Annotated in this window: 21 protein-coding genes; 15 read left to right on the plus strand and 6 right to left on the minus strand. The window is 57.3% G+C overall.

All coding sequences use genetic code 11. The annotated features are described in order from the left end of the window. Positions 1-68: 68 nt before the first annotated feature. A complete protein-coding gene (locus Q1A07_RS14175; protein ID WP_299782426.1) occupies positions 69-1,802 on the minus strand; it encodes a hypothetical protein in 1,734 nt (577 codons plus the stop codon). Between the two features lie 211 nt (positions 1,803-2,013). Here Q1A07_RS14175 and Q1A07_RS14180 point away from each other — a divergent pair, with 211 nt between their 5' ends. After that, complete coding sequence (locus Q1A07_RS14180) at positions 2,014-3,648, plus strand: SulP family inorganic anion transporter (protein WP_299782428.1); 1,635 nt, start codon at positions 2,014-2,016, stop codon at positions 3,646-3,648. Between the two features lie 130 nt (positions 3,649-3,778). Here Q1A07_RS14180 and Q1A07_RS14185 read toward each other — a convergent pair whose 3' ends face one another. Together Q1A07_RS14185 and Q1A07_RS14190 are read right to left on the minus strand one after the other, a co-directional pair. Beyond that, positions 3,779-4,606, minus strand: coding sequence for a GMP synthase (locus Q1A07_RS14185; RefSeq protein WP_299782429.1), 828 nt, complete (start codon positions 4,604-4,606; stop codon positions 3,779-3,781). 108 nt (positions 4,607-4,714) lie between these two features. Further along, positions 4,715-5,320 (minus strand): flavin reductase family protein, encoded by a 606-nt coding sequence (locus Q1A07_RS14190; protein ID WP_195818625.1) that lies wholly within the window; start codon positions 5,318-5,320, stop codon positions 4,715-4,717. 86 nt (positions 5,321-5,406) lie between these two features. Between Q1A07_RS14190 and Q1A07_RS14195 the strand changes: the two genes are divergently transcribed. The 12 genes from Q1A07_RS14195 to Q1A07_RS14250 all read left to right on the plus strand — a co-directional run bounded on the left by Q1A07_RS14195 (position 5,407) and on the right by Q1A07_RS14250 (position 17,035). Beyond that, positions 5,407-5,913, plus strand: a complete 507-nt coding sequence (locus Q1A07_RS14195; protein WP_299782432.1) for a GNAT family N-acetyltransferase — start codon at positions 5,407-5,409, stop codon at positions 5,911-5,913. A 42-nt stretch (positions 5,914-5,955) separates the two neighbouring features. Then, a complete protein-coding gene (locus tag Q1A07_RS14200) occupies positions 5,956-6,717 on the plus strand; it encodes an EcsC family protein (RefSeq protein WP_299782434.1) in 762 nt (253 codons plus the stop codon). Between the two features lie 138 nt (positions 6,718-6,855). Continuing rightward, positions 6,856-7,326 carry an NUDIX hydrolase gene (locus Q1A07_RS14205; protein WP_299782436.1) on the plus strand — a complete coding sequence of 157 codons (471 nt, stop codon included), beginning with the start codon at positions 6,856-6,858 and terminating at the stop codon, positions 7,324-7,326. Between the two features lie 64 nt (positions 7,327-7,390). Then, positions 7,391-7,816 carry a DUF1178 family protein gene (locus Q1A07_RS14210; protein WP_195818629.1) on the plus strand — a complete coding sequence of 142 codons (426 nt, stop codon included), beginning with the start codon at positions 7,391-7,393 and terminating at the stop codon, positions 7,814-7,816. A 4-nt stretch (positions 7,817-7,820) separates the two neighbouring features. After that, positions 7,821-8,459 carry an SDR family NAD(P)-dependent oxidoreductase gene (locus Q1A07_RS14215; protein WP_299782438.1) on the plus strand — a complete coding sequence of 213 codons (639 nt, stop codon included), beginning with the start codon at positions 7,821-7,823 and terminating at the stop codon, positions 8,457-8,459. Positions 8,460-8,556: 97 nt separating this feature from the next. Further along, the gene (locus tag Q1A07_RS14220; protein ID WP_299782440.1) at positions 8,557-9,795 is read left to right on the plus strand and encodes an aspartate kinase; all 1,239 of its coding nucleotides are present in this window, start codon (positions 8,557-8,559) and stop codon (positions 9,793-9,795) included. Positions 9,796-9,844: 49 nt separating this feature from the next. Continuing rightward, entirely contained in the window at positions 9,845-12,088 is a 2,244-nt protein-coding gene (ptsP, locus tag Q1A07_RS14225; RefSeq protein WP_299782442.1) for a phosphoenolpyruvate--protein phosphotransferase, read from the plus strand. 433 nt (positions 12,089-12,521) lie between these two features. Further along, positions 12,522-13,319: an FkbM family methyltransferase gene (locus Q1A07_RS14230; RefSeq protein WP_299782444.1), complete on the plus strand. Its 798-nt coding sequence runs from the start codon at positions 12,522-12,524 to the stop codon at positions 13,317-13,319. 72 nt (positions 13,320-13,391) lie between these two features. Beyond that, the gene (locus tag Q1A07_RS14235; RefSeq protein WP_299782445.1) at positions 13,392-14,204 is read left to right on the plus strand and encodes a sulfotransferase domain-containing protein; all 813 of its coding nucleotides are present in this window, start codon (positions 13,392-13,394) and stop codon (positions 14,202-14,204) included. Next, on the plus strand, positions 14,183-15,007 hold the full coding sequence (locus Q1A07_RS14240; RefSeq protein ID WP_299782447.1) for a polysaccharide deacetylase family protein: 825 nt from the start codon (positions 14,183-14,185) through the stop codon (positions 15,005-15,007). Before Q1A07_RS14235 ends, Q1A07_RS14240 begins: the two co-directional genes overlap by 22 nt. Beyond that, entirely contained in the window at positions 15,004-15,864 is an 861-nt protein-coding gene (locus tag Q1A07_RS14245) for a hypothetical protein (RefSeq protein WP_299782449.1), read from the plus strand. Before Q1A07_RS14240 ends, Q1A07_RS14245 begins: the two co-directional genes overlap by 4 nt. A 217-nt stretch (positions 15,865-16,081) precedes the next feature. Then, complete coding sequence (locus Q1A07_RS14250; protein ID WP_299782451.1) at positions 16,082-17,035, plus strand: hypothetical protein; 954 nt, start codon at positions 16,082-16,084, stop codon at positions 17,033-17,035. Between the two features lie 15 nt (positions 17,036-17,050). On the opposite strand, the gene Q1A07_RS14255 is transcribed toward Q1A07_RS14250, so the two are convergent. From Q1A07_RS14255 to Q1A07_RS14265, 3 genes are all read right to left on the minus strand, one after another. Next, positions 17,051-17,857, minus strand: a complete 807-nt coding sequence (locus Q1A07_RS14255; RefSeq protein WP_299782453.1) for a class I SAM-dependent methyltransferase — start codon at positions 17,855-17,857, stop codon at positions 17,051-17,053. 40 nt (positions 17,858-17,897) lie between these two features. Further along, positions 17,898-18,719, minus strand: coding sequence for a glycosyltransferase domain-containing protein (locus tag Q1A07_RS14260; RefSeq protein WP_299782455.1), 822 nt, complete (start codon positions 18,717-18,719; stop codon positions 17,898-17,900). 148 nt (positions 18,720-18,867) lie between these two features. Next, positions 18,868-20,667: an ABC transporter ATP-binding protein gene (locus Q1A07_RS14265; RefSeq protein ID WP_299782457.1), complete on the minus strand. Its 1,800-nt coding sequence runs from the start codon at positions 20,665-20,667 to the stop codon at positions 18,868-18,870. Between the two features lie 520 nt (positions 20,668-21,187). Between Q1A07_RS14265 and Q1A07_RS14270 the strand changes: the two genes are divergently transcribed. Both Q1A07_RS14270 and Q1A07_RS14275 read left to right on the plus strand, forming a co-directional pair. Beyond that, positions 21,188-22,321, plus strand: coding sequence for a rhamnan synthesis F family protein (locus Q1A07_RS14270; RefSeq protein ID WP_299782458.1), 1,134 nt, complete (start codon positions 21,188-21,190; stop codon positions 22,319-22,321). A gap of 119 nt (positions 22,322-22,440) precedes the next feature. Continuing rightward, complete coding sequence (locus tag Q1A07_RS14275; protein WP_299782460.1) at positions 22,441-22,734, plus strand: hypothetical protein; 294 nt, start codon at positions 22,441-22,443, stop codon at positions 22,732-22,734. Positions 22,735-22,762 lie beyond the last annotated feature (28 nt).

Genomic DNA, 22,762 nt, shown 5'->3' on the forward strand with positions numbered 1-22,762 from the left:
ATCGTGGCGGGAATAGGCGGTGAGATCAATGGGGTGGGCAGGTTGATTTTTCGTGAGCGGCGCGTGCGTCAGTCCCGCCGGATGATCCCGGTCACGGCGGCGGCCGCAAGACCTGTGACAATCCATCCCGTGGTTGTCGCGACCCAACGCCACCACCACAGAAACGTTCCCCAAGCCCCGCGCGTGGCCGATGGCGCCCAGGCATCGGTCTGGCCGAACGCGATGATCGGAATGGCAATGTCCGCACCATAGGCCAGCGCATTGAACGTCTCCCAATCGCGGCCGGGGGCCGTATCGCGCCACATCTGCTCCGGTGTCTCAGGGTCGGGGGACCATCCCGCCGGGATGACTTCGCCGATCCAGACATGGGCGGGCGCCCCCTCAACAGCGTGATGCGCAAGCCACCCCGGTGACACCAGAACATGCGCGGAATTCGGGGTGATGCCGCCTGTCTGCCATGCGCGGTCGGCAAAAACGGCGCTGAGGGCGATCAAGGCAAACAGGATCATCACGCTGCGAAATGGGTGATAACCGTATCCCACCACCGTGCGCGCCAGAAAGGACCACAGGATGACGTGGAAATTGATTTGTCGGAGGGCCACGCCGTCCTCGGGTGTCCCGTTGTGAAGCGTGACCTTGCTGAAAAAGCGGTGCCGTAGCAAACGCCGTTCCCGCTCTGCGAGGATATCGCGTGCATCGCCGTCCTGCCCCATCTCGCGGTAGGTCTTGGCAAGCTGGGTATAGGGCTGGGGGTAGAACTCATGGCCCCAGGTGCTGCCCTTGGCAAGCCAGTCGAGCCGATCAGAAAGTCTTAGAAACTTTGCATTCTCCACGCGCGAATAGATGAATCCGTCCAGAATGAGCCTGTCTTTGGGTGGCCAGCTGTGCGGATCGTCCACCAGGGTGCCCACCTGTGCCGCGTTCAAATCGATCACGCCCTGGCCTGTTCTGACACGGCGAAAGAGGAAACCCTCCGCCACCTGCGCGCCTTGGGCTTTGAGCGCCGCGTTGAATGTAGCACCGTCGCAGCCAAGCTGCCCGCCGATGGTGGCGCCGCGGACATCGATGGTTGCCTCTGCGGTGATGTTTCGTAAAAAAATGTCGCCTGTTACCTGCGCGCCCTGGGCGTTGAGGGCGTCACCGGAGGTTGCGTTGAATGTGGCACCGGTGCAGGAAAGCTGCCCGCCGATGGTGGCGCTGTTGACATAGACGGTTGCCTCTGCGGTGATGTCTCTCAGGAAGACGCTTCCCTTTACTTGCGCGCCTTGAGCTTTGAGGGCATGGCCAGAGGTCGCGTTGAACGTGGCACCGGTGCAGTCAAGCTGCCCGCCGATGGTGGCGCTGTTGACATCGACGGTTGCCTCGGCGGTGATGTCTCTCAGGTAGACGCTCCCCGTCACTTGCACGCCTTGGGCGTTGAGCGCTGGAAACGCGCTGCTGTGCAGACTGAGAAGTTGCAGTTTCGCCTGGAGCGCCTCAATTGGCTCATCAAAACGGCACCGGATGAGCCCGGTGACACCCTTTTCTGTTGCGAACCTCAGGTCCAAGGCATCGATGACATGGGCGCCGTAAAGCTCGACGCCCCAATCGGCGACCAGATGCGTTTCACAGCCACCAGTGATGAGATAGCGCAGGACATCGGCGCGGATGCGGACCTGTGGGTCCGATGTGCCTTTTGGCGGAACCCCATCGCCCAGATAACAGGGCTTCCCGGCCAGACAGGCAGCGAGGAGCTGTTTCTCGGCGGGAGTAGGGCCGTCGAGCAGGTCGTCTATGTCGGCGCGGGTGCGGATGAGGGGCATGAAAGGCTCAGGTGCTAAAATCGCATTAATTGCGGGCAGAGTAACGTTGCATTGCTGTTTGTGAGGGGCCGACGCGCGGGCGTTCATGAAATATTTACCATAACCGCGCAGGCCGGTGGGGTTTCCATTTGGGGCGAAAGCGTCTAGGGAGCGCGCAAATCTACCGGCTCGGCCCGGGTTTTTTCACAAGATACGATTTAGGATATTGAGCATGGCGCGAACGACGTTCAGCAGCTTTACAAAGAATTTGGACGTGACCGATCTGCGCTGGATGCCGGAGGACGGGTTTTCGCCCGCCCGGCTTCGGATCGAGTTGTTGTCGGGTCTGACCGTGGCGCTGGCGCTGGTACCCGAAGCGGTTGCTTTTGCCTTTGTCGCAGGGGTGCATCCGCTGGTGGGGCTCTATGCGGCGTTTCTGGTGGGCCTGATCACGGCGTTGATTGGCGGTCGTCCGGGCATGATTTCGGGGGCGACCGGGGCGCTGGCCGTTGTGATGGTGGCGCTGGTGGCTGAACACGGGGTCGAATATCTCTTTGCGACCGTTGTCCTGATGGGGCTTTTGCAGGTCTTTGCGGGCGTGATGCAGTGGGGCAAGTTTATTCGACTGGTGCCGCATCCGGTGATGCTGGGCTTTGTGAATGGCCTGGCCATTGTTATTTTCCTGGCGCAGATGAGCCAGTTCAAGGTGCCGGGCACCATGGAGAACACCGGCCACGGCATGGGCGGCGGCGAATGGCTGAGCGGCCAGCCGCTGTTCCTGATGCTGACGCTGGTGGCCGCGACGATGGCGATCATCTGGGTCATGCCGCGGATCACGCGAACCATCCCGGCACCGCTGGCGGGCATTGGTATTGTTGCCGCCGTGGTGATCGGTTTCGGGCTGGAAGTGCCGCGCGTGGGCGATCTGGCCTCCATTCAGGGCGGCTTGCCGAGCCTGCATATTCCGATGGTGCCGCTCAACTGGGAAACCTTCGAGATCATTCTGCCCTATGCGGTGATCCTGGCAGCCATTGGCCTGATCGAGAGCCTGTTGACGCTGAACCTTGTCGGCGACATGACTAACCAGCGCGGCGGGGCGAGCCAGGAGTGTATCGCGCAGGGCGTGGCCAATACGGTCACCGGGTTCTTTGGCGGCATGGGCGGCTGCGCGATGATCGGTCAGTCGATGATCAATGTGAAATCCGGCGGCCGCACGCGGGTGGCCGGCATTGCGGCGGCGATCTTTCTGTTGCTGTTCATCCTTGTGGGCGCACCGATTATCGAGCTTATTCCACTGGCCGCACTGGTCGGTGTGATGTTCATGGTGGTGATCGGAACCTTTGCCTGGAACAGCCTGACGATCCTGCGCAAGGTGCCCTTTACGGATGCGTTTGTGATCCTGCTTGTGACTGTGGTCACGGTGATGGAAGACCTCGCGGTTGCCGTCGTCGTGGGCGTGATCGTGAGCGCGCTGGCCTACGCCTGGAACAACGCGCGGCGTATTTATGCCACGACACGCGAGTCGCACACGGAAAAAGGCGCCAAGGTTTATGAGATCAATGGGCCGCTGTTCTTTGGGTCATCGGACGGGTTCATGGAGCTTTTTGACGTGGCGAATGATCCGGATACGGTGATCGTGGACTTTGCCGAGAGCCGCGTGGTCGATCAGTCGGCGTTGCAGGCCATTGAAGCCTTGGCCGCGAAGTATGAAGCAGCGGGCAAGACGCTCATGCTGCGTCATTTGAGCCGGGATTGTCACAAGCTTTTGCAGAAGGCTGGACAGTTGATGGTCGACAGCGATGACGACCCCGATTACGCGCTGGCGGTGGACTATTCCGTGCGGACCGGGATGTTGGGCGGACACTGACGCTGGACGGCGCTGTTGGCCTGCGGCCAAGGCGCCCCGCCCACCGTCCCGTTTGGGCATTGTTTGGCAGACCGCAGGTTTGCTTTGCATGCCCACTTGTCTGCGTCGTCGCTCCTGCGGAGTGACGGGGTCAGTAGATTTTGAAGCTTGCCACGAAGGGCAGATGGTCGGAGACGCTTTTGCGGAAGGCTTCGCGCCCCAAGTTCATGGTCCAGTGCATCGGGAAAAGCCGCAAACTTCCTTTGATGTAATCCGTGGAGAAATTTCGGCTGACGGCAAATCCGTCCAGCAGGTTGGCGCGGCCTTTTTCGAGAATATGTGAGAACCGATCCTGCAGATCCCAGGAGGACACGAAGTCCATCACATCATCCCCGCCGAGGAAGTGGAAGTTCGACACGTCCTGCCCGGGGATCATGTTGAAATCCCCCATCAGGAAGATGGCGCGGCGCTTCAACCCCGGCGTCTGGTGGATCTGCGAGATGTAGTCACCGATCACCTTGCATTGGCTGTCGCGCATCTTCTGCTGCGGCTTGTTGCGTCCGGATTTCAGATGCACGCCGATGACGATGGCCTTGAGTTTGGCGATCTTGACGTCGACGGCAAAGGCCTGACGCCCGCCTGTATAATCGCCTTCCGAGCCTTCAATGAAACGTGGCTTGGTTACCTCTATGCCCGGCTTGTGCAGAAACCCGATGTGAATATTGCCGCTCTTCTGTGGCAGGAGGGTGTGGTTGTACTCGACGCCGTAGGTTTTCAGTTTTTGCACCAGCGTTTCGATGTAGTTAGCCGGTGATACCTCCACCAGCGTGACAAACTCCGCATCCAGCAAGGCCAGACCTTCTGCCTGTTTCTCAGCCTTCTTGGAACGCGCGGAGATCCCCACGGGACGCCCCGGCAAAGAGTAACCGGCTAGGTTCCAGACGGCTGCGCGAATAATCGAATGATTGAAATTGGTCATGATACCTCTCACTTCTTGCACCGGCGGTCGAAGGACAGGCCGCCATGCATCCATGGGTTGCACCATAGCACAAGAGTGAGAGGGCGTGATTATTGCCGTGCGTGGCGCCTACATGCCGGGGCGCACCAGCTCAAAAAGCTCCGTCACGCGGGCGTAGTCGTGATAGCCCAGACGGCTGAGCGGCTGGAAACTGGTGACGTCGAAACGCCCGTCCACGATGGTGTCGTTACGGATATGAACGCCCACCACCTCACCAAAAACCACAAAGTTGGTCTCACCCTCGACCTTGATGATCTGGGTCATCCTGCATTCGAGCGCGGCAGGCGCACCGGTCACGCGGGCGCAGTCGATCTCGGTGCATTCCGTCGGGGTGATGCCCGCCGCGTCGAACTCATCCTGATCCTTTGCCAGCGGGGCGGAGGAGGCGTTCATCACATCGCGCATCCCGTATTCGACGATGTTCACGCAGAAGGTGCCGGTTTCGCGGATATTCGCCACGGAATCCTTGGTGTCGCCCCGGTCGGGTTTGCTGCTGGTGGAGGCGAACATCACCTGGGGCGGCACATAGGCCACGGCGTTGAAAAAGGAGTAGGGGGCCAGGTTGTTGCGCCCCTGCACATCGCGCGTTGATATCCAGCCAATGGGGCGCGGGCTGACGATGGCGTTGAAGGGGTTATGCGGCAGACCATGGCCATCGGCGGGGCGGTAGAACATCGGAAACTCCTGATCGTTTGCAGCCGGTGTAACGCATGTGCTACGGGCGGGCTACCTGAAACCCAAGCCGGGGCAACGCGCCTGCAGTGTACGAACTGAAAGTAGAAACCGCGCAGGATGTGCATGAGGTCGAAGCGCTTTTCGATCTGTGTTTTGCGCCCGGACGCGAGGCGCTGTCGTCCTACCGGTTGCGCGATGACGTGGCCCCTGTGGCAAGCCTCAACCAGGTTGCGCGGGATGTGGATGGCATCCTGGCAGGCGCAATCCGCTACTGGCCCGTTCTGGCCGGAGGGGCGGTGTCTCTTTTGCTGGGTCCGATCGCTGTCCACCCCACGCGGCAGGGGGAAGGGTTGGCCGGTGAACTGATCCGCAGCTCTCTGGCGCTTGCGACGCGTGACGGGTGGGCGCGGGTGATGTTGGTCGGCGACGCGCCTTATTACGCGCGGTTCGGCTTTGAAAAGCTGAGCGGTGTTGTCATGCCGCCTCCCACCAACCCGGACCGTGTGTTGGGGCAGGCGTTGGCGCCCGGTGCGTGGACGGGCATCGCCGGAACGGTCCAGCGGTACCCGTCCGACGGTTTGGGGCCCGATTGAAAACGGCACATCTCTCCCCATTTGTGAAAGAGGAGAGATTTTATGGATGATATTTCACAGATCGTACCGGTGGATGTGGACGTGCAGTTGGATGCGCTGGCGCGGCGCTACAAACGCGCCAGTGGCGGGGCGGTCGATCTCCTGAACATCATCGGCGGACGGGCTGAAGGATTGTTGGACCGATTGCCCACCGCCGCCCAATCCGGACTTCAGGAGGCGACGCGCCGGGCGCTGGAGCAGGCCATGAAGGTGGCGCACAGCAGCCGCGATGTGGTGCCGGATCAGAAAGGCTGGCTCAACACCGTGGTGGGCACGGCCATGGGTGCCGCCGGCGGGGTCGGGGGGCTGCCCACGGCGCTCGCAGAACTGCCTGTGACCACAACCCTTCTGTTGCGGATCATTCAGGGCGTCGCCGTCGAACACGGGTTCGATCCGTCGTCGGAAAGCGTGCAATTCGACTGCATCGAGGTGTTTGCCGCTGCCGGACCCTTGGCGGACGATGACGGCGCCGATCTTGGGTTTCTTTCTGCGCGGGTGACGCTGACCGGTCCTGCATTGCAGAGCATCATAACGCGTGTGGCGCCAAGGCTGGCCACGGTTCTGGGCCAGAAGCTGGCCGCGCAGACCGTGCCCGTATTGGGGGCGGTGGCCGGGGCCGCGACAAATTACGCCTATACGACCTACTATCAGGAAATGGCCCATGTTCATTTCGGTCTGCGAAAACTGTCGATAGACGCGGATGTGCCCATTGAGGAATTGGTGGCCAGATTGCGCGTGCGCATGGCCGCGCGGGATTTGCGCTGATTCAAGATTGTCACAGGGCCCGATCTGTTTTGCCACGCAGGCCTTGATTTGTTGGCAAACCGCTCATCCTCGGGCATATTTGAAGATGTTCAGCGACGCATTGAGCGCCGGTTTTTCCAAAGTTCTTGTGATCTCACTATGATAAAACAACTGCCAATATCGCTGTCGGGCGCAGGCAAGCGGGACGTGCGGACGCAGTTTGCAGCATTGTGCTACCGGGTTCAGAAAGGCAAGATTCGCGTGCTTATGATCACCTCGCGCGGCTCGAAACGCTGGATTGTGCCTAAGGGGTGGCCCATGGATGGTCTCACCCCCGCAGGTTCCGCCGTGCAGGAGGCCTGGGAAGAGGCCGGGGTCCGCGGGACATCCGACGGGCGCTGCCTGGGCATCTTTTCCTACAGCAAGGATGCGGAGGATCTGGGCGCGCTGCCCTGCCTGGCCATGGTCTATGCCGTGGAGGTCGAAACGCTGGCCGATGACTACCCCGAGGCTGGCCAGCGGGAGCGCGCGTGGATGTCGCGTAAGAAAGCGGCGCGCCTTGTGGACGAACCCGAACTAGCGCGCATTCTGCGCGACTTCGATCCACGTGCCTCGGCCGGATCTCCTTGACGACAGGTGGTCTCTGCCCCATGTCATAAAGACTTGGTAACGGCTTTGGAGTATTCTGCGGGCCATGATTCAATATGCGCTGAAATGTGATCAGGGGCATGATTTCGACAGCTGGTTTCAGTCGGCGTCGGCCTTTGACAAGCTGCAGGCGGCAGGACATGTGGCCTGCGCCGTGTGCGGATCGGAGACCGTAGACAAGGCGGTGATGGCCCCGCGTGTTGCCCTCTCGGCAGAGGATGCACCAGAAAAGCCTTTGCGCACGTCAAAGACGGAGCAGGAAAAGGCGCTGACCGAACTGCGACGCCATGTCGAAGATAACGCGGACTACGTCGGGCCGCGTTTTGCGGAAGAGGCGCGGTCGATGTACCTGGGCGCCACGCCGGAACGGGCGATCTACGGCGAGGCGAACGGCGCCGAGGCCAAGAAGCTGATAGAGGACGGTATCCCGGTGGCACCGCTGCCGTTTTTGCCCAACCGAAAGGCCAATTGAAATCATGACCATTGTCATCACCGGTGCGAACCGCGGGATCGGCGCGGGGCTGGCTGCCGCCTATCGCAAGCGCGGTGAGCAGGTGATCGGCACCGCGCGGGACGGAGACCACCCGCTGGAGGTCACTGACCCGGCAAGCCATGCTGCCCTTGCCGCCCGTCTGGACGGGCAGGCGGTCGACCTATTGGTCTGTAACGCCGGTGTCTATCTGGACAAGGGGCAGATGCTGGAGGATGGCTACCCGCTCGAGCAATGGGCCCAGACCTTTGCCGTCAACGTAACCGGTGTCTTTCTGACGGTACAGTCGCTGCTGCCAAATCTGCGTCTGTCAAAGGCGGGGCGGATCGCGATTATCTCGTCGCAAATGGCATCGTCAGAGCGTGCTCCGGGCGGCAGCTACATCTACAGGTCCTCCAAGGCTGCGGCCCTGAACATCGGGCGCAATCTGGCCAGTGACCTGATGCCCGAAGGGATTGCGGTGGGTATCTATCACCCGGGCTGGGTGCAGACCGACATGGGCACATCTGCAGCGGAAATCACCGTAGACGAAGCCGTGAACGGCTTGGTTGCCCGTTTCGATGCGCTTGACGTGACCCGCACCGGTGTCTTTGAAACCTGGGATGGCCGTCCCCACGCCTTCTGAAATCCCGCGACACGATTGCTGGCAATAAGCCCCTGAACGGCTTGTGGTTCCCTGCGCCACAGCGTAAACCCGCCGCGATTAATGCAAGGGGCGCATCATGCCTGTTCTGGTGATGAAATTCGGTGGCACCTCCGTGGCCACGCTGGACCGTATCCGGCGCGCGGCCAAGCGCGTTGGCGTCGAAGTGGCCAAGGGCTACGATGTGATCGTCATCGTGTCGGCCATGTCGGGCAAGACCAATGAGCTTGTGGGCTGGGTGAACGAGACATCGCCGCTCTATGATGCGCGCGAATATGATGCTGTGGTCTCCTCCGGCGAAAACGTGACCGCTGGACTGATGGCGCTGACCCTGCAGGAAATGGACGTGCCCGCCCGCAGCTGGCAGGGCTGGCAGGTGCCGGTGAAAACCACCTCCGCCCATTCCGCCGCGCGCATTGAGGAAATTCCTCCGGACAATATCATGGCGAAGTTCGGCGAGGGCATGAAGGTTGCCATTGTCTCCGGGTTTCAGGGGGTGAGCCCCGAGGGCCGGATCACCACGCTGGGACGGGGCGGGTCCGATACGACGGCTGTGGCCTTTGCTGCGGCTTTCGAGGCGGAGCGCTGCGATATCTATACGGATGTGGATGGTGTCTACACTACCGATCCGCGGGTCAGCCCAAAGGCACGCAAACTGGAAAAGATCGCCTTTGAAGAGATGCTGGAACTGGCCTCGCTGGGCGCCAAGGTGCTGCAGACCCGGTCTGTCGAGCTGGCGATGCGCTACAAGGTGCGGCTGCGCGTGCTCAGCAGTTTTGAAGAACAATCGGATAACGCAGGGACGCTGGTCTGCGACGAGGAGGATATCATGGAAAGCAATGTGGTGGCGGGCGTGGCCTTTTCACGCGATGAAGCAAAGATGACCCTTGTGAGCGTGGCCGACCGCCCCGGCATCGCGGCCAGTATCTTTACGGCCCTGAGCGATGGCGGCGTGAACGTTGACATGATCGTGCAGAACATCTCCGAGGAAGGTCGCACGGACATGACTTGGTCCTGCCCGACCGATCAGGTCGCGCGCGCCGAAAAAGCCGTGGCGGACGCCAAAGCCGATGGCGTGATCAACTTTCACGAAGTCATCGCCGACACGGATGTGGCCAAGGTTTCCGTCGTGGGGATCGGCATGCGGTCCCACACTGGTGTCGCCGCGAAAATGTTCCAGGTGCTGAGTGCCGAAGGCATCAACATCAAGGTCATTACGACGTCGGAGATCAAGATTTCGGTGCTGATCGACAGGAAATACATGGAACTCGCCGTTCAGGCGCTGCATGATGCCTTCGAGCTGGAAAAAGCCGCCTGATCCGCGTTGACTGCGGACGGGTGCTCGAAGACGTGGGAGGATCGCACGCGTGGCAGAACGTCTGGAAACCGGATCGCGCAAGCTGCTGGGGCGGCTGCGCGATGCGATGGCGGGCGATGTCGAAGGACAGGCCCGGCTCGACAAGATCACCCATCTGATTGCCGACAGCATGGGGTGCGAAGTGTGCTCCATCTACCTGTTCCGCGATGAGGATACGCTGGAGCTCTGCGCCACGGAGGGGCTCAATCAGGACGCGGTGCATAAAACCCGTATGAAACTGGGCGAGGGCCTTGTGGGCCAGGTGGCACGGCGGCGCCAAGTGGTGAACACGGCTGATGCGCCTCAGGCCAGAGGGTTCCGCTTTATGCCGGAAACCGGAGAGGAGGTGTTCTCCAGTTTCCTCGGCGTGCCGGTACAGCGGCTGGGGGAGGCGCTGGGCGTTCTGGTTGTGCAATCCAGAACGGCGCGCGAGTTTCTGGCGGATGAGGTCTATGCGCTGGAGGTCGTGGCCATGGTGCTGGCCGAGATGACCGAACTTGGCGCTTTCATCGGCGACAACGCGGCGATGTCGGCACGCCACTCGCAACCGGCGATGTTCCGCGGGACCGTTGGTCAGGAAGGCGCGGCCGAGGGACATGTCTGGCTGCATGAACCGCGCGTGGTGGTGACCAACCCCATCGCTGATGATCCCGTGCGTGAGCTGGAGCGCCTCAAAGAAGCGGTCGAACAACTGCGCGTTGGTGTCGATAAGATGCTGGAGATCGCGGGCAGTCAGGACAAGGATCAGCAGCAGGTGCTGGAAGCCTACCGGATGTTCGCCAACTCCAAAGGCTGGATGCGGCGGATGGAGGAAGATATCTCCAACGGCCTCTCCGCCGAAGCGGCAGTCGAGAAAGAGCAATCACTGGCCCGTGCCCGTATGGGGCAGGTGACCGATAATTACCTGCGCGAACGTCTCAGCGATCTGGATGATCTCAGTAATCGTCTGCTGCGGATTCTGACCGGGCAGGGGGCGGATACGGGTGCGGAAATGCCTGCCGATCCGATTCTGATTGCGCGCAACATCGGGCCTGCGGAACTGCTGGAATATGGGCGCAGTCTTAAGGGCATCGTGCTCGAACAAGGGTCAGTGGGCAGTCACGCAGCCATTGTCGCGCGCGCCCTGGCCATCCCGCTGGTGGTGCATGCCAACCGGGTCACGACCGAAGCGCTGAATGGCGATCACATCATGGTGGATGGGGAGCAGGGCGTCGTGCACTTGCGGCCTGATGACACCGTGGTCAGCGCCTTCCGCGACAAGATCGCGATGCTGGCGGCGGCGCAGGAGCGCTATGCCTCTATCCGCGACAAGCCTGCGGAAACAAAGGACGGTGCGGTGTTGTCGCTGCACATGAACGCAGGTCTGATGGCGGATCTGCCGTCCCTGCCAAACTCAGGTGCCGAGGGTGTTGGGCTTTTCCGCACGGAATTGCAGTTTCTCGTGCGCAACCAGATGCCGCGCCGTTCCGAGCTCGTCGCTCTTTACGCGCGGGTGCTGGACGCGGCGCAGGGCAAGCGGGTGATTTTCCGCACGCTCGACATCGGGTCGGACAAGGTTCTGCCCTACATGAAACCGAATGACGAGCCCAATCCGGCCCTGGGCTGGCGGGCCATTCGCGTGGGTCTCGACAAACCGGGCATCATGCGGATGCAGCTGCAGGCGCTGATCCGGGCGGCCAATGGGCGTCCACTGACCGTGATGTTTCCTTTCGTGGCGCAATTCGAAGAATACCGCGCCGCCCGCAGGCTCATGGAAAAGACGCTGGCCGCCGAGGAACGTCTCGGCCATGTAATGCCTGCGTCTATCGAAATCGGGGCTATGCTGGAAACTCCTAGCCTGGCTTTTGCGCCGGTGAAGTTTTTCGAGGAGGTGGATTTTCTCTCCATCGGAGGCAATGACCTGAAACAGTTCTTCTTTGCCGCGGATCGGGAGAATGAACGCGTGCGTCGGCGCTATGATACGTTGAACGTTTCTTTCCTGAGCTTTCTTGAGGGCATCGTCGAACGCTGTGCCAAGACGGGCACGCCGTTGTCGTTTTGCGGCGAGGATGCCGGACGCCCGGTTGAGGCCATGTGTCTTGCTGCGATCGGGTTGCGCAGTCTTTCGATGCGTCCTGCCTCAATCGGCCCGGTAAAAAATCTGCTCCGCCGCAGCAATTTGGAAGAGGTTCGCAAAGTCATCGCCGACGCCCGTCACCGCGGGGAAATGTCGGTGCGTCCAGCCGTCATGGAGTGGCTGCGCACCCAGGGTTGATGCCGGGTCGTGCCCTCTTGTTTGCAAGAATTTTTGGCCAATCGGCTTGAGATAGATGAGGGCGAGCAGCGCGGCAGAGCTCTCTGTCATTCGGTATCGTTCGAACGCGCAAGTAAGGGGTGGATGGGATCGACAAATGCCTCGCCAAACGGTCAAGAAACCAACCGGTTTTTACATGGACACCTCAGTTTTCCCCGATACTGCAGGACGCCACGCGCGAGCGGCCCTTGAAAGCACCCTAAGCCTTGTCAAAGCCAGAATGAGGGCGGTTGGGAACGGGCGTCAGCTGTCATAGTGCCAGTAGCTGTCGTAAGGCGGATCAGCCGTTCCGGTCCCTTGATCGCCAGCGCGCGCGGAGTGCCGGACAGTCGGCATATGCGTCTGGAAAACCAGTCATTTCGGTACCTTGCAAAAGGATCATGGAACCGACATTATGGCGTCGCAGTTACAGGGACTAAATCATCAGATGCGCAGAAAAATACGCCGGCTTCTGGGGTTGGACAAAGTAGAAGCCGAACAGAAAGCTGCCTCAAAACCCGGTTTGGTGACCGCAAATCCAGAATTTGTTGATGGGTTTCTGACTGGCCTGATTGCACGCGAAGGTAAAATCGGTGTGCTGCAGTGCGGTGCGAATGATGGCGTTACGGTGGACCCGATCAACAGATTTCTGATCAGGAACAAATCCAATGTAAAGGCCGTTCTGGTAGAACCCTTGCCGGATGTTTTTGAGCAGCTGAAAGAGAACTACGCCGGGAACGAAAACGTAGCCTGCCTGAATGTAGCTCTGGGCCCGGAAGGGAAGCTTACTCTTTACCGCCTGAAAGCCGAGTATTCAGATCGGTATCGCGGCATCATCGCCTCAGGTATTACGTCCTTTGATCGAAATCACGTTCTTAAAAAATCGATGAATCTTGTAGGTATTGATGAAATTCCACCAGAGGACCGTGTTGAAGAGGTAGAGGTGGAATGTATGACAGTTTCACGTTTGATCGATGATCACGCGGATCGGCTAAGTGACCAACCATTCGTGCAGATCGATGCCGAGGGGTTCGATGATCAGGTGGTTTATTCCGTCGATCTTGAACGGCACAGGCCACTGGGCTTCGGTTACGAGTTCAACAAACTCTCAATCGAAAAGCTTGGTAAGCTCAGAGAACACCTGGCTCGCCATGGCTATTCGACCGTTACGTGGAGTAAGTCGGATGAACTGGCGTATCTCGTCAGGAACTGATGATTTTCTAGAGCTTAAACTGCATCAAGGAACGCAGGGCAGTTTGGCTCGAATGCACCTTAGGAGAGCGTAATGAAAGTGGATATGTTCCATATCGGGCCTCAGAAGACCGCAACGACGTGGTTTTTCGATGCGATCCGCCATCACCCGGATGTTGCCGTTCCTCCCAAAGATTCAGTACATTATTTCGACATGCACTATCTGCGCGGAGAAGACTGGTATCATGGGCTGTTTCCCACTGGAAATTTCACACGATATCTTGACCCTACGCCCAGTCACATCAGGGACCATGATGCCGCAAAGCGTATTCATGCCTATAACCCTGATGCGCGCATAATCATCAGTGCGCGCCATCCTGTCGAACGCGCTTTTTCGCACTACTGGCACGAGAAAAAGAAATTGAAGATCGGCTTTTCGTTCGAAGAAGTCTTTGAGAATTACGATCTGTTTGACACCTGGGTTTTACCCGGAATGTATGCAGGTCACTACAGAAGATATGCAGAGCTGTTTGGCGAGGAGAATGTGTTTATCGGCTTCTTCGATGATGTTTCCGCGAACCCGCAAAAACTGATGGATGAAATCTGTGACTTTGTCGGGATTTCCAGATTTGAGCGCCCCGATCTTTTCGCGCGTCGCGTGAACGTCGCAGGGGAACGCAAGTCAAAGCGACGCAAAGCTGCGGATAAGATCATGATGCGTTACCGCCTGCTGAGATCCGTAATGAAACGCTATGACAGGGCTATGGGTCGCAAGACAATGGAGACCCTTGCCGACGTTGATGATCGTTGTATTGCAAAGCTGTACGAGGTTTTTGAACCTGATATCCTGGACCTGGAACGTATCTCGGGGCGGGACTTGTCGGCGTGGCGAAGCAAGAAATGGTAGACGTGCCCGAGCGGGATGCGGTGGTCTATCTACATGACATCCGCGAAACCACTGACGGGCTGTCTGGTGCCAATCTGAGCAATGCAGATCTGCTTTCGGATGTGGAAACTTACCTTGAAGAAAGCGGCAAAAAAGTTCTTACGGCGGATGATGGTTACCGATCCGTCCGGCTCCTTTTGCCGTTGCTTGAGCGGACCGGTGCACGACTGGTTTTGTTCCTCACAACGGGCTTTTTGGACCGCACGGTTTTTCCCTACGAGATTGTCGCGTCCAACATGGTGTCGACGTTGCCCCGCGTTCAAGTTTTTGGAGAAGAGTTTGACACCGGTAGCGATCCAGAGGCGCGGGAAGTAGCGTTCAAAAGAGTGCATAGGGCGCTGAAACCGCAGTCTTACAAACGGCGTGTTCGTTTGATCGACCGTTTGGCGGCTGAAAACAACACCACCAAAGAACAGTTCGTCAGTGATGTTTTCCTATCGTGGGACGAAGCCGCTGAGTTGGCCCGGCATTCGCAGATTGACATTGGGGCGCATTCTCACAGGCACCTGCATCTGCCGGATGTCGGGAAACGGACACAGCTTTACGAATTGCTGTTTCCGCGCCTACGGTTGGCCCGCAGATTGAGAACGCCGGTCACGTCGATAGCTTATCCTTATGGTGGTGAAAACGCACGGGTGCAGAGATACGCGCGGGCCTGCGGCTACCGCAGCGCATTCGGGACATCGCCTGAAAGCGCAGGCCCCTATGCGCGACCACGGCAGACGTTAACGGACGCGCTGAACGAACTTTCCGGTCACCGATGAAACCCAGCTTTTTAGTCATAACACTGCACTCCGGCGAAAATGAGTTTGGCGCGTGCAAGGCATCTGTGGCGGCTCAGCAGGGTGTAGATGTCAGCCACGAGGTTATTGCCGGGCTGGACAATGAGGCGGCACATAAAGCGCTTTATCAGATGATCATGAGCAACGCGGATTCCTATGATCGTTTTCTGAAGCTGGACGCGGATATGGTTTTGAACCGGCCAACGGCGCTTCAGGAAGTGAACCGGGTTTTTGAGAACAATCCCGGTGTAGATCATGTGGTATCGATGGTTCAGGATCACTACACAAACCGTGCAATTTACGGGGTCCACAGTTTCAGCCCGCGCGTCCGATGGGAATTGGAAAAACACGACCAGCTGTTTGTTGATCCTGATCCGCAATACGAAGGAACGATGTTGCGGGATCCCGATGGCCTGGCAATTTATGTTGATCACGCCCCCGATCCTGACAGGTATCAGGCTTTCCATTTCGGGTTTCACCGGACCCTCAAGCTGATGCAGATGATCAAAAACAAGCAGTCCGCGAGGCATATCCAGTACCAGTTGGGTATTTTGAAAGATGCCGAGACTTACTACGAAAAAGATGGGCCAGAGACCCTGGGGATGACCGTTCTTGCCGCCGATTTGGTTCGCCGGGGGGAGTTGACTGCAAAAACCGGGGACAAGAACAACGCTCAGGTCGAAGCAGCTTTCCGGAAGATAGAAAACCTATCCGATGATCAAGTGCGCAAAAGGGTGCGTATGGGGAAGCCAGCGAGGATGTTGGCCTATTGGTGGTTGCTGCTCAGGATACGTCGGAAAGTGGAACGGGAAGAACGTCAAATTGCGCGGAATAGATAGGATCGCGGGGCCTCAAAGGGGGCAGACATGTCTGGATGACCGGATGACCTGCCCCCGCGCCGCAAGTCTGCCAAAAGCGCTCTTTATGTCGGATGTCTTTCATCTATAAGGGGATACCAACGCCACAGCGCGTGAGGTCACCAGGTTTACGAGCCTGGATTTGTGCCAGGAGCCCGGCATCGCCAGCCCATTCAACTGAAATAAAGAAAACTGACTTATGAAAAAGCAGACAACGATCCGGTTTGTTGTACACCGCAAGAGGATCAACTTCGGCAGTGCTGAGTTGCGGGTCGTGCAGCTTGTCAGGATACTTGAGCAACAACTGGGCTCACGGGTCAGGATCGAAATTGAAAAACTGCCTCGCCGTCGCGGCCTGGGCCAGGAACTCTGGGCCCTGAAACAAAAACCGGGCGATGTAATCGTTTTTGCGAAGATCTCGCTGCCTGAGCTGCGGAGTCGCGTGCTGGATATCCTGAGATACCGTGGTGCTCTCACCTGTCTCGACTATGTTGACTCTGATCTGAGACTGGTCACGAAGCGACGGGCTGATGTGCATATCGCGGCATCAGAGAGCGCTCTGCGCAAGATGCGGGATCTGATCAGCCAAGCGGAAGCTTCAGGCGCGCCAGTGTCCGGCCAGCCCTTCCTCCTGCATCACAACACGGATGCACGGCTTGCGGGTCTTAAAGTCCGTCCGTCTGACAGTCTGAACACCATTTACTTCGGGGATATCCGAAACACGATCATTTCAGATTCTATCGCTAAGCGCATATCTGTTCTGAACATTGATCGTGCCGATCAGATCGAAGACGCAAGTAAAACTCTGGCTGACTACAACTTGCACTATTGCGTGCGCAGGATGGTTGAAGAAGAACCCGGCGACATCGTGGCCAAGCCTTTTACCAAAGGGTTTATTGCAGCCCAGATGGGGGCGCCTGTATTAATCAACAAGGACGTTGATGATGCAGTCGAACTACTGGGGAATGACTATCCCTTCCTGATTGCGGATACCTCTGAAACGGCCATTCTGGACGGTCTTGATCTGGCCGAGGATGCATATGGAGGCCCTGCCTGGCAAGAAGCACTGAGCCGAATGGCGCAGATGCGACAGGTGTTCAGTCATGAGGCGATTGCGCGTCAGTTCGGGGACATTCTGGATTACCTGGCCTGACCCTTGGTCGGTGGTTCAGGAGCGTGCAATCAATGGGTCGAGCGGCGAATAGGGCACACGTGCTTTCGGGTGGCGCTGAAGAAAGTCCCTGACGGTTATCAGATTCAGCAACGCATGACGGTCCCGCTCCAGGTTTTCGTATCCCGACACGGATCCCGAATAACATATCTGTCTGCCCGGGCGCACAAAACCCACGCCCCAGTCGACATCCACGACATACATTTCAAGGTTCGAACTTTCGACACGGTGCCGCGCATATCCCTCCCAGCTTGTGCCGTTCCAAGATGGAAAAGTGCCGTTCACCTCGTATTCCTCACGGGCATGGAAAGCCGTCGGAGGGTTCAGGTCGTGCAACAGAATAACACCGCCGGGGTTGAGTGCTGCAAGTGCGCCATTGATATCGCGGTATACCTGCTCGCCGGTGTGCAGCCCGTCAATGAAGATAATGTCGAACGTATCCGCAGTCGTCTTGAAATACTCATCTGACGTGCAGCAATGGTCTGCTTCGGCGGTCGGGTCGGGATCAACGGATGTTCGAAACTCTGCAAGAATATTCTCGTGCATGTCCGACTTGTTCCGTGTGCCAATCTCAAGATAGTGCCTGTAGCCGTAGACTGTGACCAGATGGTTCACCAGCGCGATCCGGTTGGCTTCGCATTTTCCATGCGCAAAGCCATATATGCCGTGTGTGCCCATCAGGGTCCGATAGCCAACGAAGCGGCTTGCTTTGCTGCGAAGCTTTCTTAGTTTTTTGCTTTTCATGGGACGTCCTTTAATGGCTGAATTCCCTGCCTGCAATTCAAAGATGTCTGCACATGCCACTATACAACAAGGGCAGGTGTCGGTTGCCTGTTGCTGCAGATTACGGCAGCCCGTGGCTTTCCTTCATTTTGACGATGTTCCGCAAAATTCTGTTTTTGCGACGTTTGTAGAGTATTCTCGCAAAGGACAGGGCCCGCGGCTTGTCGACTGTATTGGATCGAATTTCGCGCGCGCGCTGGTCGTCGCGAATAACCGGCCAATCGGCGACCTCTGTCATTGGAAAATCCAACCGCGTCCATTTTTGCCGGCCGATGTGTTCAGCGAGATTCAGTGTCAATTGATCACGCCTGCAATAGCGCAGGAACAACTCAAACCAAAGGGCATTCAGTTCATCTGTTTTTACGTCACCGGCCATCTGAATCATGATGGTGTTCTGTGTAAGATCAGGCGTGTGGGGCAGGTCCACAGACTGAAATGTTCGGTGTAGCAGTCGCCAGGTTTCCTCGTTGAACAGTCCGACCTGGTAGCAGGTGTCCAGCTCATCTCGAACGAATTGTCTGGTCTGATGTCGAAACAGGTAGCGTCCGGGTGTCGGCGGAGCCGTGAGTTGTTGGGAAATTCTGTCTATGATTTCAGCGGGTGACGAAACAAGCGAAGCTCGATTGTCCACATAAATTGACCAAGTGTGCTCCGGAAAAAAAAGGTGCGGCATCAGTTTTGCCCGCCGCGATTCATGCAGCGGTCCTAGGGCATCAGAGCGCTGATGCAATAGCCTGATGCCATCGGGAACACTGAGATCCTTGCGATCCGTGACCAATACGCGATCATACCCTTCGCCGGTTCCCAGAGACGTCGGGTTGAAGGGTTCGGGCGCACCAAAAAAACAACCATAAACAACGATTTGGTTTTTCTTGGTTGTCATATGCGCAACCCTTTTGAAGATTGTTGTGTCCTGCCGGGATCGTCTTATGCAAGGGCCTGTCAGTGGCCTTGAGTGCGACAGTACGTTGCGATGTTCGAGGGCTGCAATTCGAATAGTAGCCCCCTCGGCTTCTGTGTGCGGGCGTCAGTCAGTTGGGCGTGGATTCCTGATTGTACTGAAGGTCGTAGAGATTTCGGAATACACCATCCAGTTCAAGCAATTCATTCAGATTTCCCTGTTCGATTATCTGGCCTTCTTCGAGAACAAGGATCTTGTGTGCGTTCAGTACCGTCGCAAGGCGGTGTGCGATGACAATTGTTGTCCGCCCCTTGCTAAGCCTGAGCAATGCTTCCTTGACCAGGTTCTCCGATCCACTGTCCAAAGCACTCGTTGCTTCGTCCATCAGCAAAATCGGACTGTCGCGCAGGACCGCACGCGCGATTGCAATACGCTGACGTTGTCCGCCTGACAGGTTGGAACCGTTTTCGCCAGCAGGAGAGTCATATCCTTGCGGCATTTTCATAATGAATTCGTGCGCGTTAGCCGCACGGGCTGCCTCGGCAATCTGATCTTCCGTGGCGTCCTTGCGACCAAGTGCAATATTGTCCCGGATGCTGCTATCAAAGAGGAAAGTTTCCTGACCGACAAATGCAATCTTTTCCCGCAAGGATGCAATTGTCGCTTCCCGAAGATCGCAACCATCGATTTCGATATGGCCCGCAGTCGGATCATAAAGTCGCATGATCAGGTTGATAACTGTAGATTTGCCGCCACCGGATGGTCCGACCAGCGCTGTTGTCTTGCCAGCCTCAAACTCCACATCGAGATTTTTGATCACGGGTTGGTTCTGAGCAGTGCCATACTGAAAACTGACGGACCTGAAGGAAACGGTCCCCTGTCCCTCAGGCAGATCCGCGGCGTTTTCGCTTTCGACAATTGCAATTGGCGTATCCAGGACTTCATACATCAGTGCCACACTGACCATATTACTCTCAATGCTGATACGCATGCGTGCAAGGCGTTTTGCCGGTTCATAGGCCATTAAAAGTGCCGTCACAAAAGACATCAGGCCGCCTGCGGTTGTGGAGGCCTCGCCAAAAAGGTTCAGCGCGCTCAAAGCGACGACTGCGGCGATTGCAAAACCGGAAAGGGTTTCCATCAGGGGGCTTGTTGCTGCACTTAGCCGTGCCATGGCATTTGTCCGGCTTTCTACCGTCGAAACGGCCTCTCGCATCCGGTCTTCCATCTGTTTTTCAAGCGCGAAGGCTTTCACCACACGGATGCCCGAGGATGTTTCATTGATTATTTTGATGATCTCCTTCGAAGAGGCGATCTGGCCCTGTACTATGTTTCCGACGCGGTTCAGGAGCAGCCGTATCCCCAAAAGCGCCAGCGGCCCAACAATCAGAGATATCATTGAAAGCGTAGGCTGCTGATAAAACATAACGATTATCAGGCCGACCAGTGTCAGCGTGTCACGGACCGCGCCCATCACAATGAGCTCGATAACCGTCCGTGCACCCTGCGCGGACCTTGTGACCCGGTTTAGAATGTCCGAAACTCCGCTATCGCTGAAGAAGGCAACGCCGTGCCGTAGAATGCAATTGTACAGGCGGCGCTGTTGCGAAGCGATAATGCTGTTGCCTGCATAGCTGAGTGATACAACCTGGACGTATGTTGCAGCACCCTTGATCGTAAAGATCAAAGCCACAGCGGCAGCAACGGACAGAACTCTGCCGGGTTCAGATGACTCCACGAGTGAATCGATGATGTCTTCCATGATCCAGGCCGTGAGTGCGGTTGTTATCGCGATAACGACCATCGCACCGATCGCGATGGAATAATTTCGAGTTTGGAGTTTGAAGTTTTCCCGCAGCAGCCGACGCAACATCTTGCCGTAAGATGCCTGGACTGCGTCCTTCGCTCTTTGCTTGATGTCGCTGCTCATACTTTCTCCTAGGTATGTGGGATTACCGGTACTGTAAAGCATCCAGAAACGCTGCCCTGAAAGACCGCCCCCGGGTGTGCTGTCAAGGCTTGGCAGGTCAAAATACGCGACAAAGAGGGGATGTTTGTTGAGGGCTGACGATCGCCAACTGACCAAAGAAACCGGCCGAATACGCGGTGGGCGCGTTTGTCGGCATAAACTTGCTGTTTGCCCTTTAAGCCGTTGTGTGAATGACTTGGTGCGCACGCGTTCCTCACCCGTGCATCGGACAGAATGGTTGCAAATCAGCGCTTCTTTTGATGTGAACGTGATACTTGGAATACGGATGTGACTGGGCGTGTTTGCCGATGTCCGTGAGACTGAAGTTTTATTCTGGCCGGGAGCGAGCAGAAGCCGCGGCACCACAAAAAAGGGCTTGTGCAAATCCGTCGCGCGGTTGAGAAGGCGCCGGGAGGGCAGGTAAGAAGCACAACCGGAACTTGTTTGCACTTGTCCGGCGGTAAACGGTAAAAGGTTCAAGATGATACCTCGATGGAAACTCAAACGCGAACTGACGCGCCTTTTGAGCAATTCAGCGAAGTTTCCGGCGTCGTTCACGACGTGGTTGTTCGGCGCGGGCTACTACGACTTTTTCTTGTCCGGCCGGGTTCAGCAGGAGCCGGGAGAAGTAGATGCCAGCCCGAGGCGGGCAGTCTATCTTATGTTTCCGTCAAAAGGGCTTTTGGCATCACACGAAAGATCCCTTCGGTATCTGCTGCGAAAAAATATCGCCACGACGGTGGTCTCTAATTTCCCACTTTCGCCGGAAGACAAAAACCGTGTGTTGGCGTTGTGTCATCGCTACATTGAACGTCCCAATTTCGGATATGACTTTGGCGGCTACCGGGATGGACTGCTGTCGATGGGAGACGAACTTGCCAGCCTAGAACAACTCGTCTTGCTGAATGATTCATCATGGTTTCCTATCACAGACAAGACCGATTGGCTCGATCAGGTCGAGGCACTGAATGTTGACTTTGCTGGGGCGGCTTCAAATTACGGAATGTCCCGCCCCGATCCAGAGAGCTATCGCAGTATCAAAGTGGACTATCGTACTGACCACCCGAATTTTCACTACTGTTCGTATGCGCTTAGCTTTTCAAGCAGGACACTGTCTCATCCGGGCTTCCTGCGCTATTGGAAGAAATTCCCCCTCAGCAATAGCAAGAAACGCACTGTGAGGCGGGGTGAGATCGGATTGACCCGATGGGCAATCAGCAATGGATTGACGCATGGTGCAACTTTTGATTCAGCAATGATACCGGAAAAGCTTGCCAGTCTCGAAGAGGCCCGGCTGCGTCATATCGCGGAAATGTTGATCATCATGGATGATCGCAAGCTTCGGCAACTCCAGGCGAGGGTTGAATCACAACTTGCCGCCATGCCCAAACTGGATCTGATCGGTTTCATTCTCACCGCTGCTGCCCGCAAAGGCGTCAGCTATGCCACGGCGGAGTTCAATATTTTTGAATGTGGTTTTCCGTTCCTAAAAAAGTCGCCGCTCTGGATGGAACAGGACACATCGCAAAAGACACTGGACTTGCTGGAAAGACTCAACACCCCTGCGTCGCTTGAAGCCCTGTTCGAAGCGAGGACGTTTCTGACCCGTTTATGATCGGTAGCGGGCTGGTGATGCCCAAGGTTTGATGCGGCTAGACCGCCTTGTCGCAACTATACTGAAGTGACGGATGCGATGAGACATTCGTTCGGCAACGCCCTCAAGGGCCGCAATACTTGCTGGTTTCGGAAACCAGATATGCCAAAGAAAGCGAGGGCTACACCCGCAGTAAGGTCTGTTTCTCGGACAATTGGTTCAAGATGCGGCGTTGGGAGAAGGGGCTTTCCCAGGTACAGGCGGATCACGAGAAAGCGCAAGAAGCCGAAGCCAAAGGCCGTGCCTGCCTCGCCGAGTGGATCCACGAACGCCATCCCCTGTGCCGTCGCATCACCAACCAGCAGATCGAGGACTTGATCGCGTCAAAGCTGGTGACGCCTGAGCAAGTTCGAGCTGCGGGTCTGCGGGCATGAGTGCAGCTCGATTGTTACGCCATGGCGT

Origin of the sequence: uncultured Roseobacter sp. (genome assembly GCF_947492555.1) — a bacterium.
GTDB lineage: Bacteria > Pseudomonadota > Alphaproteobacteria > Rhodobacterales > Rhodobacteraceae > Roseobacter.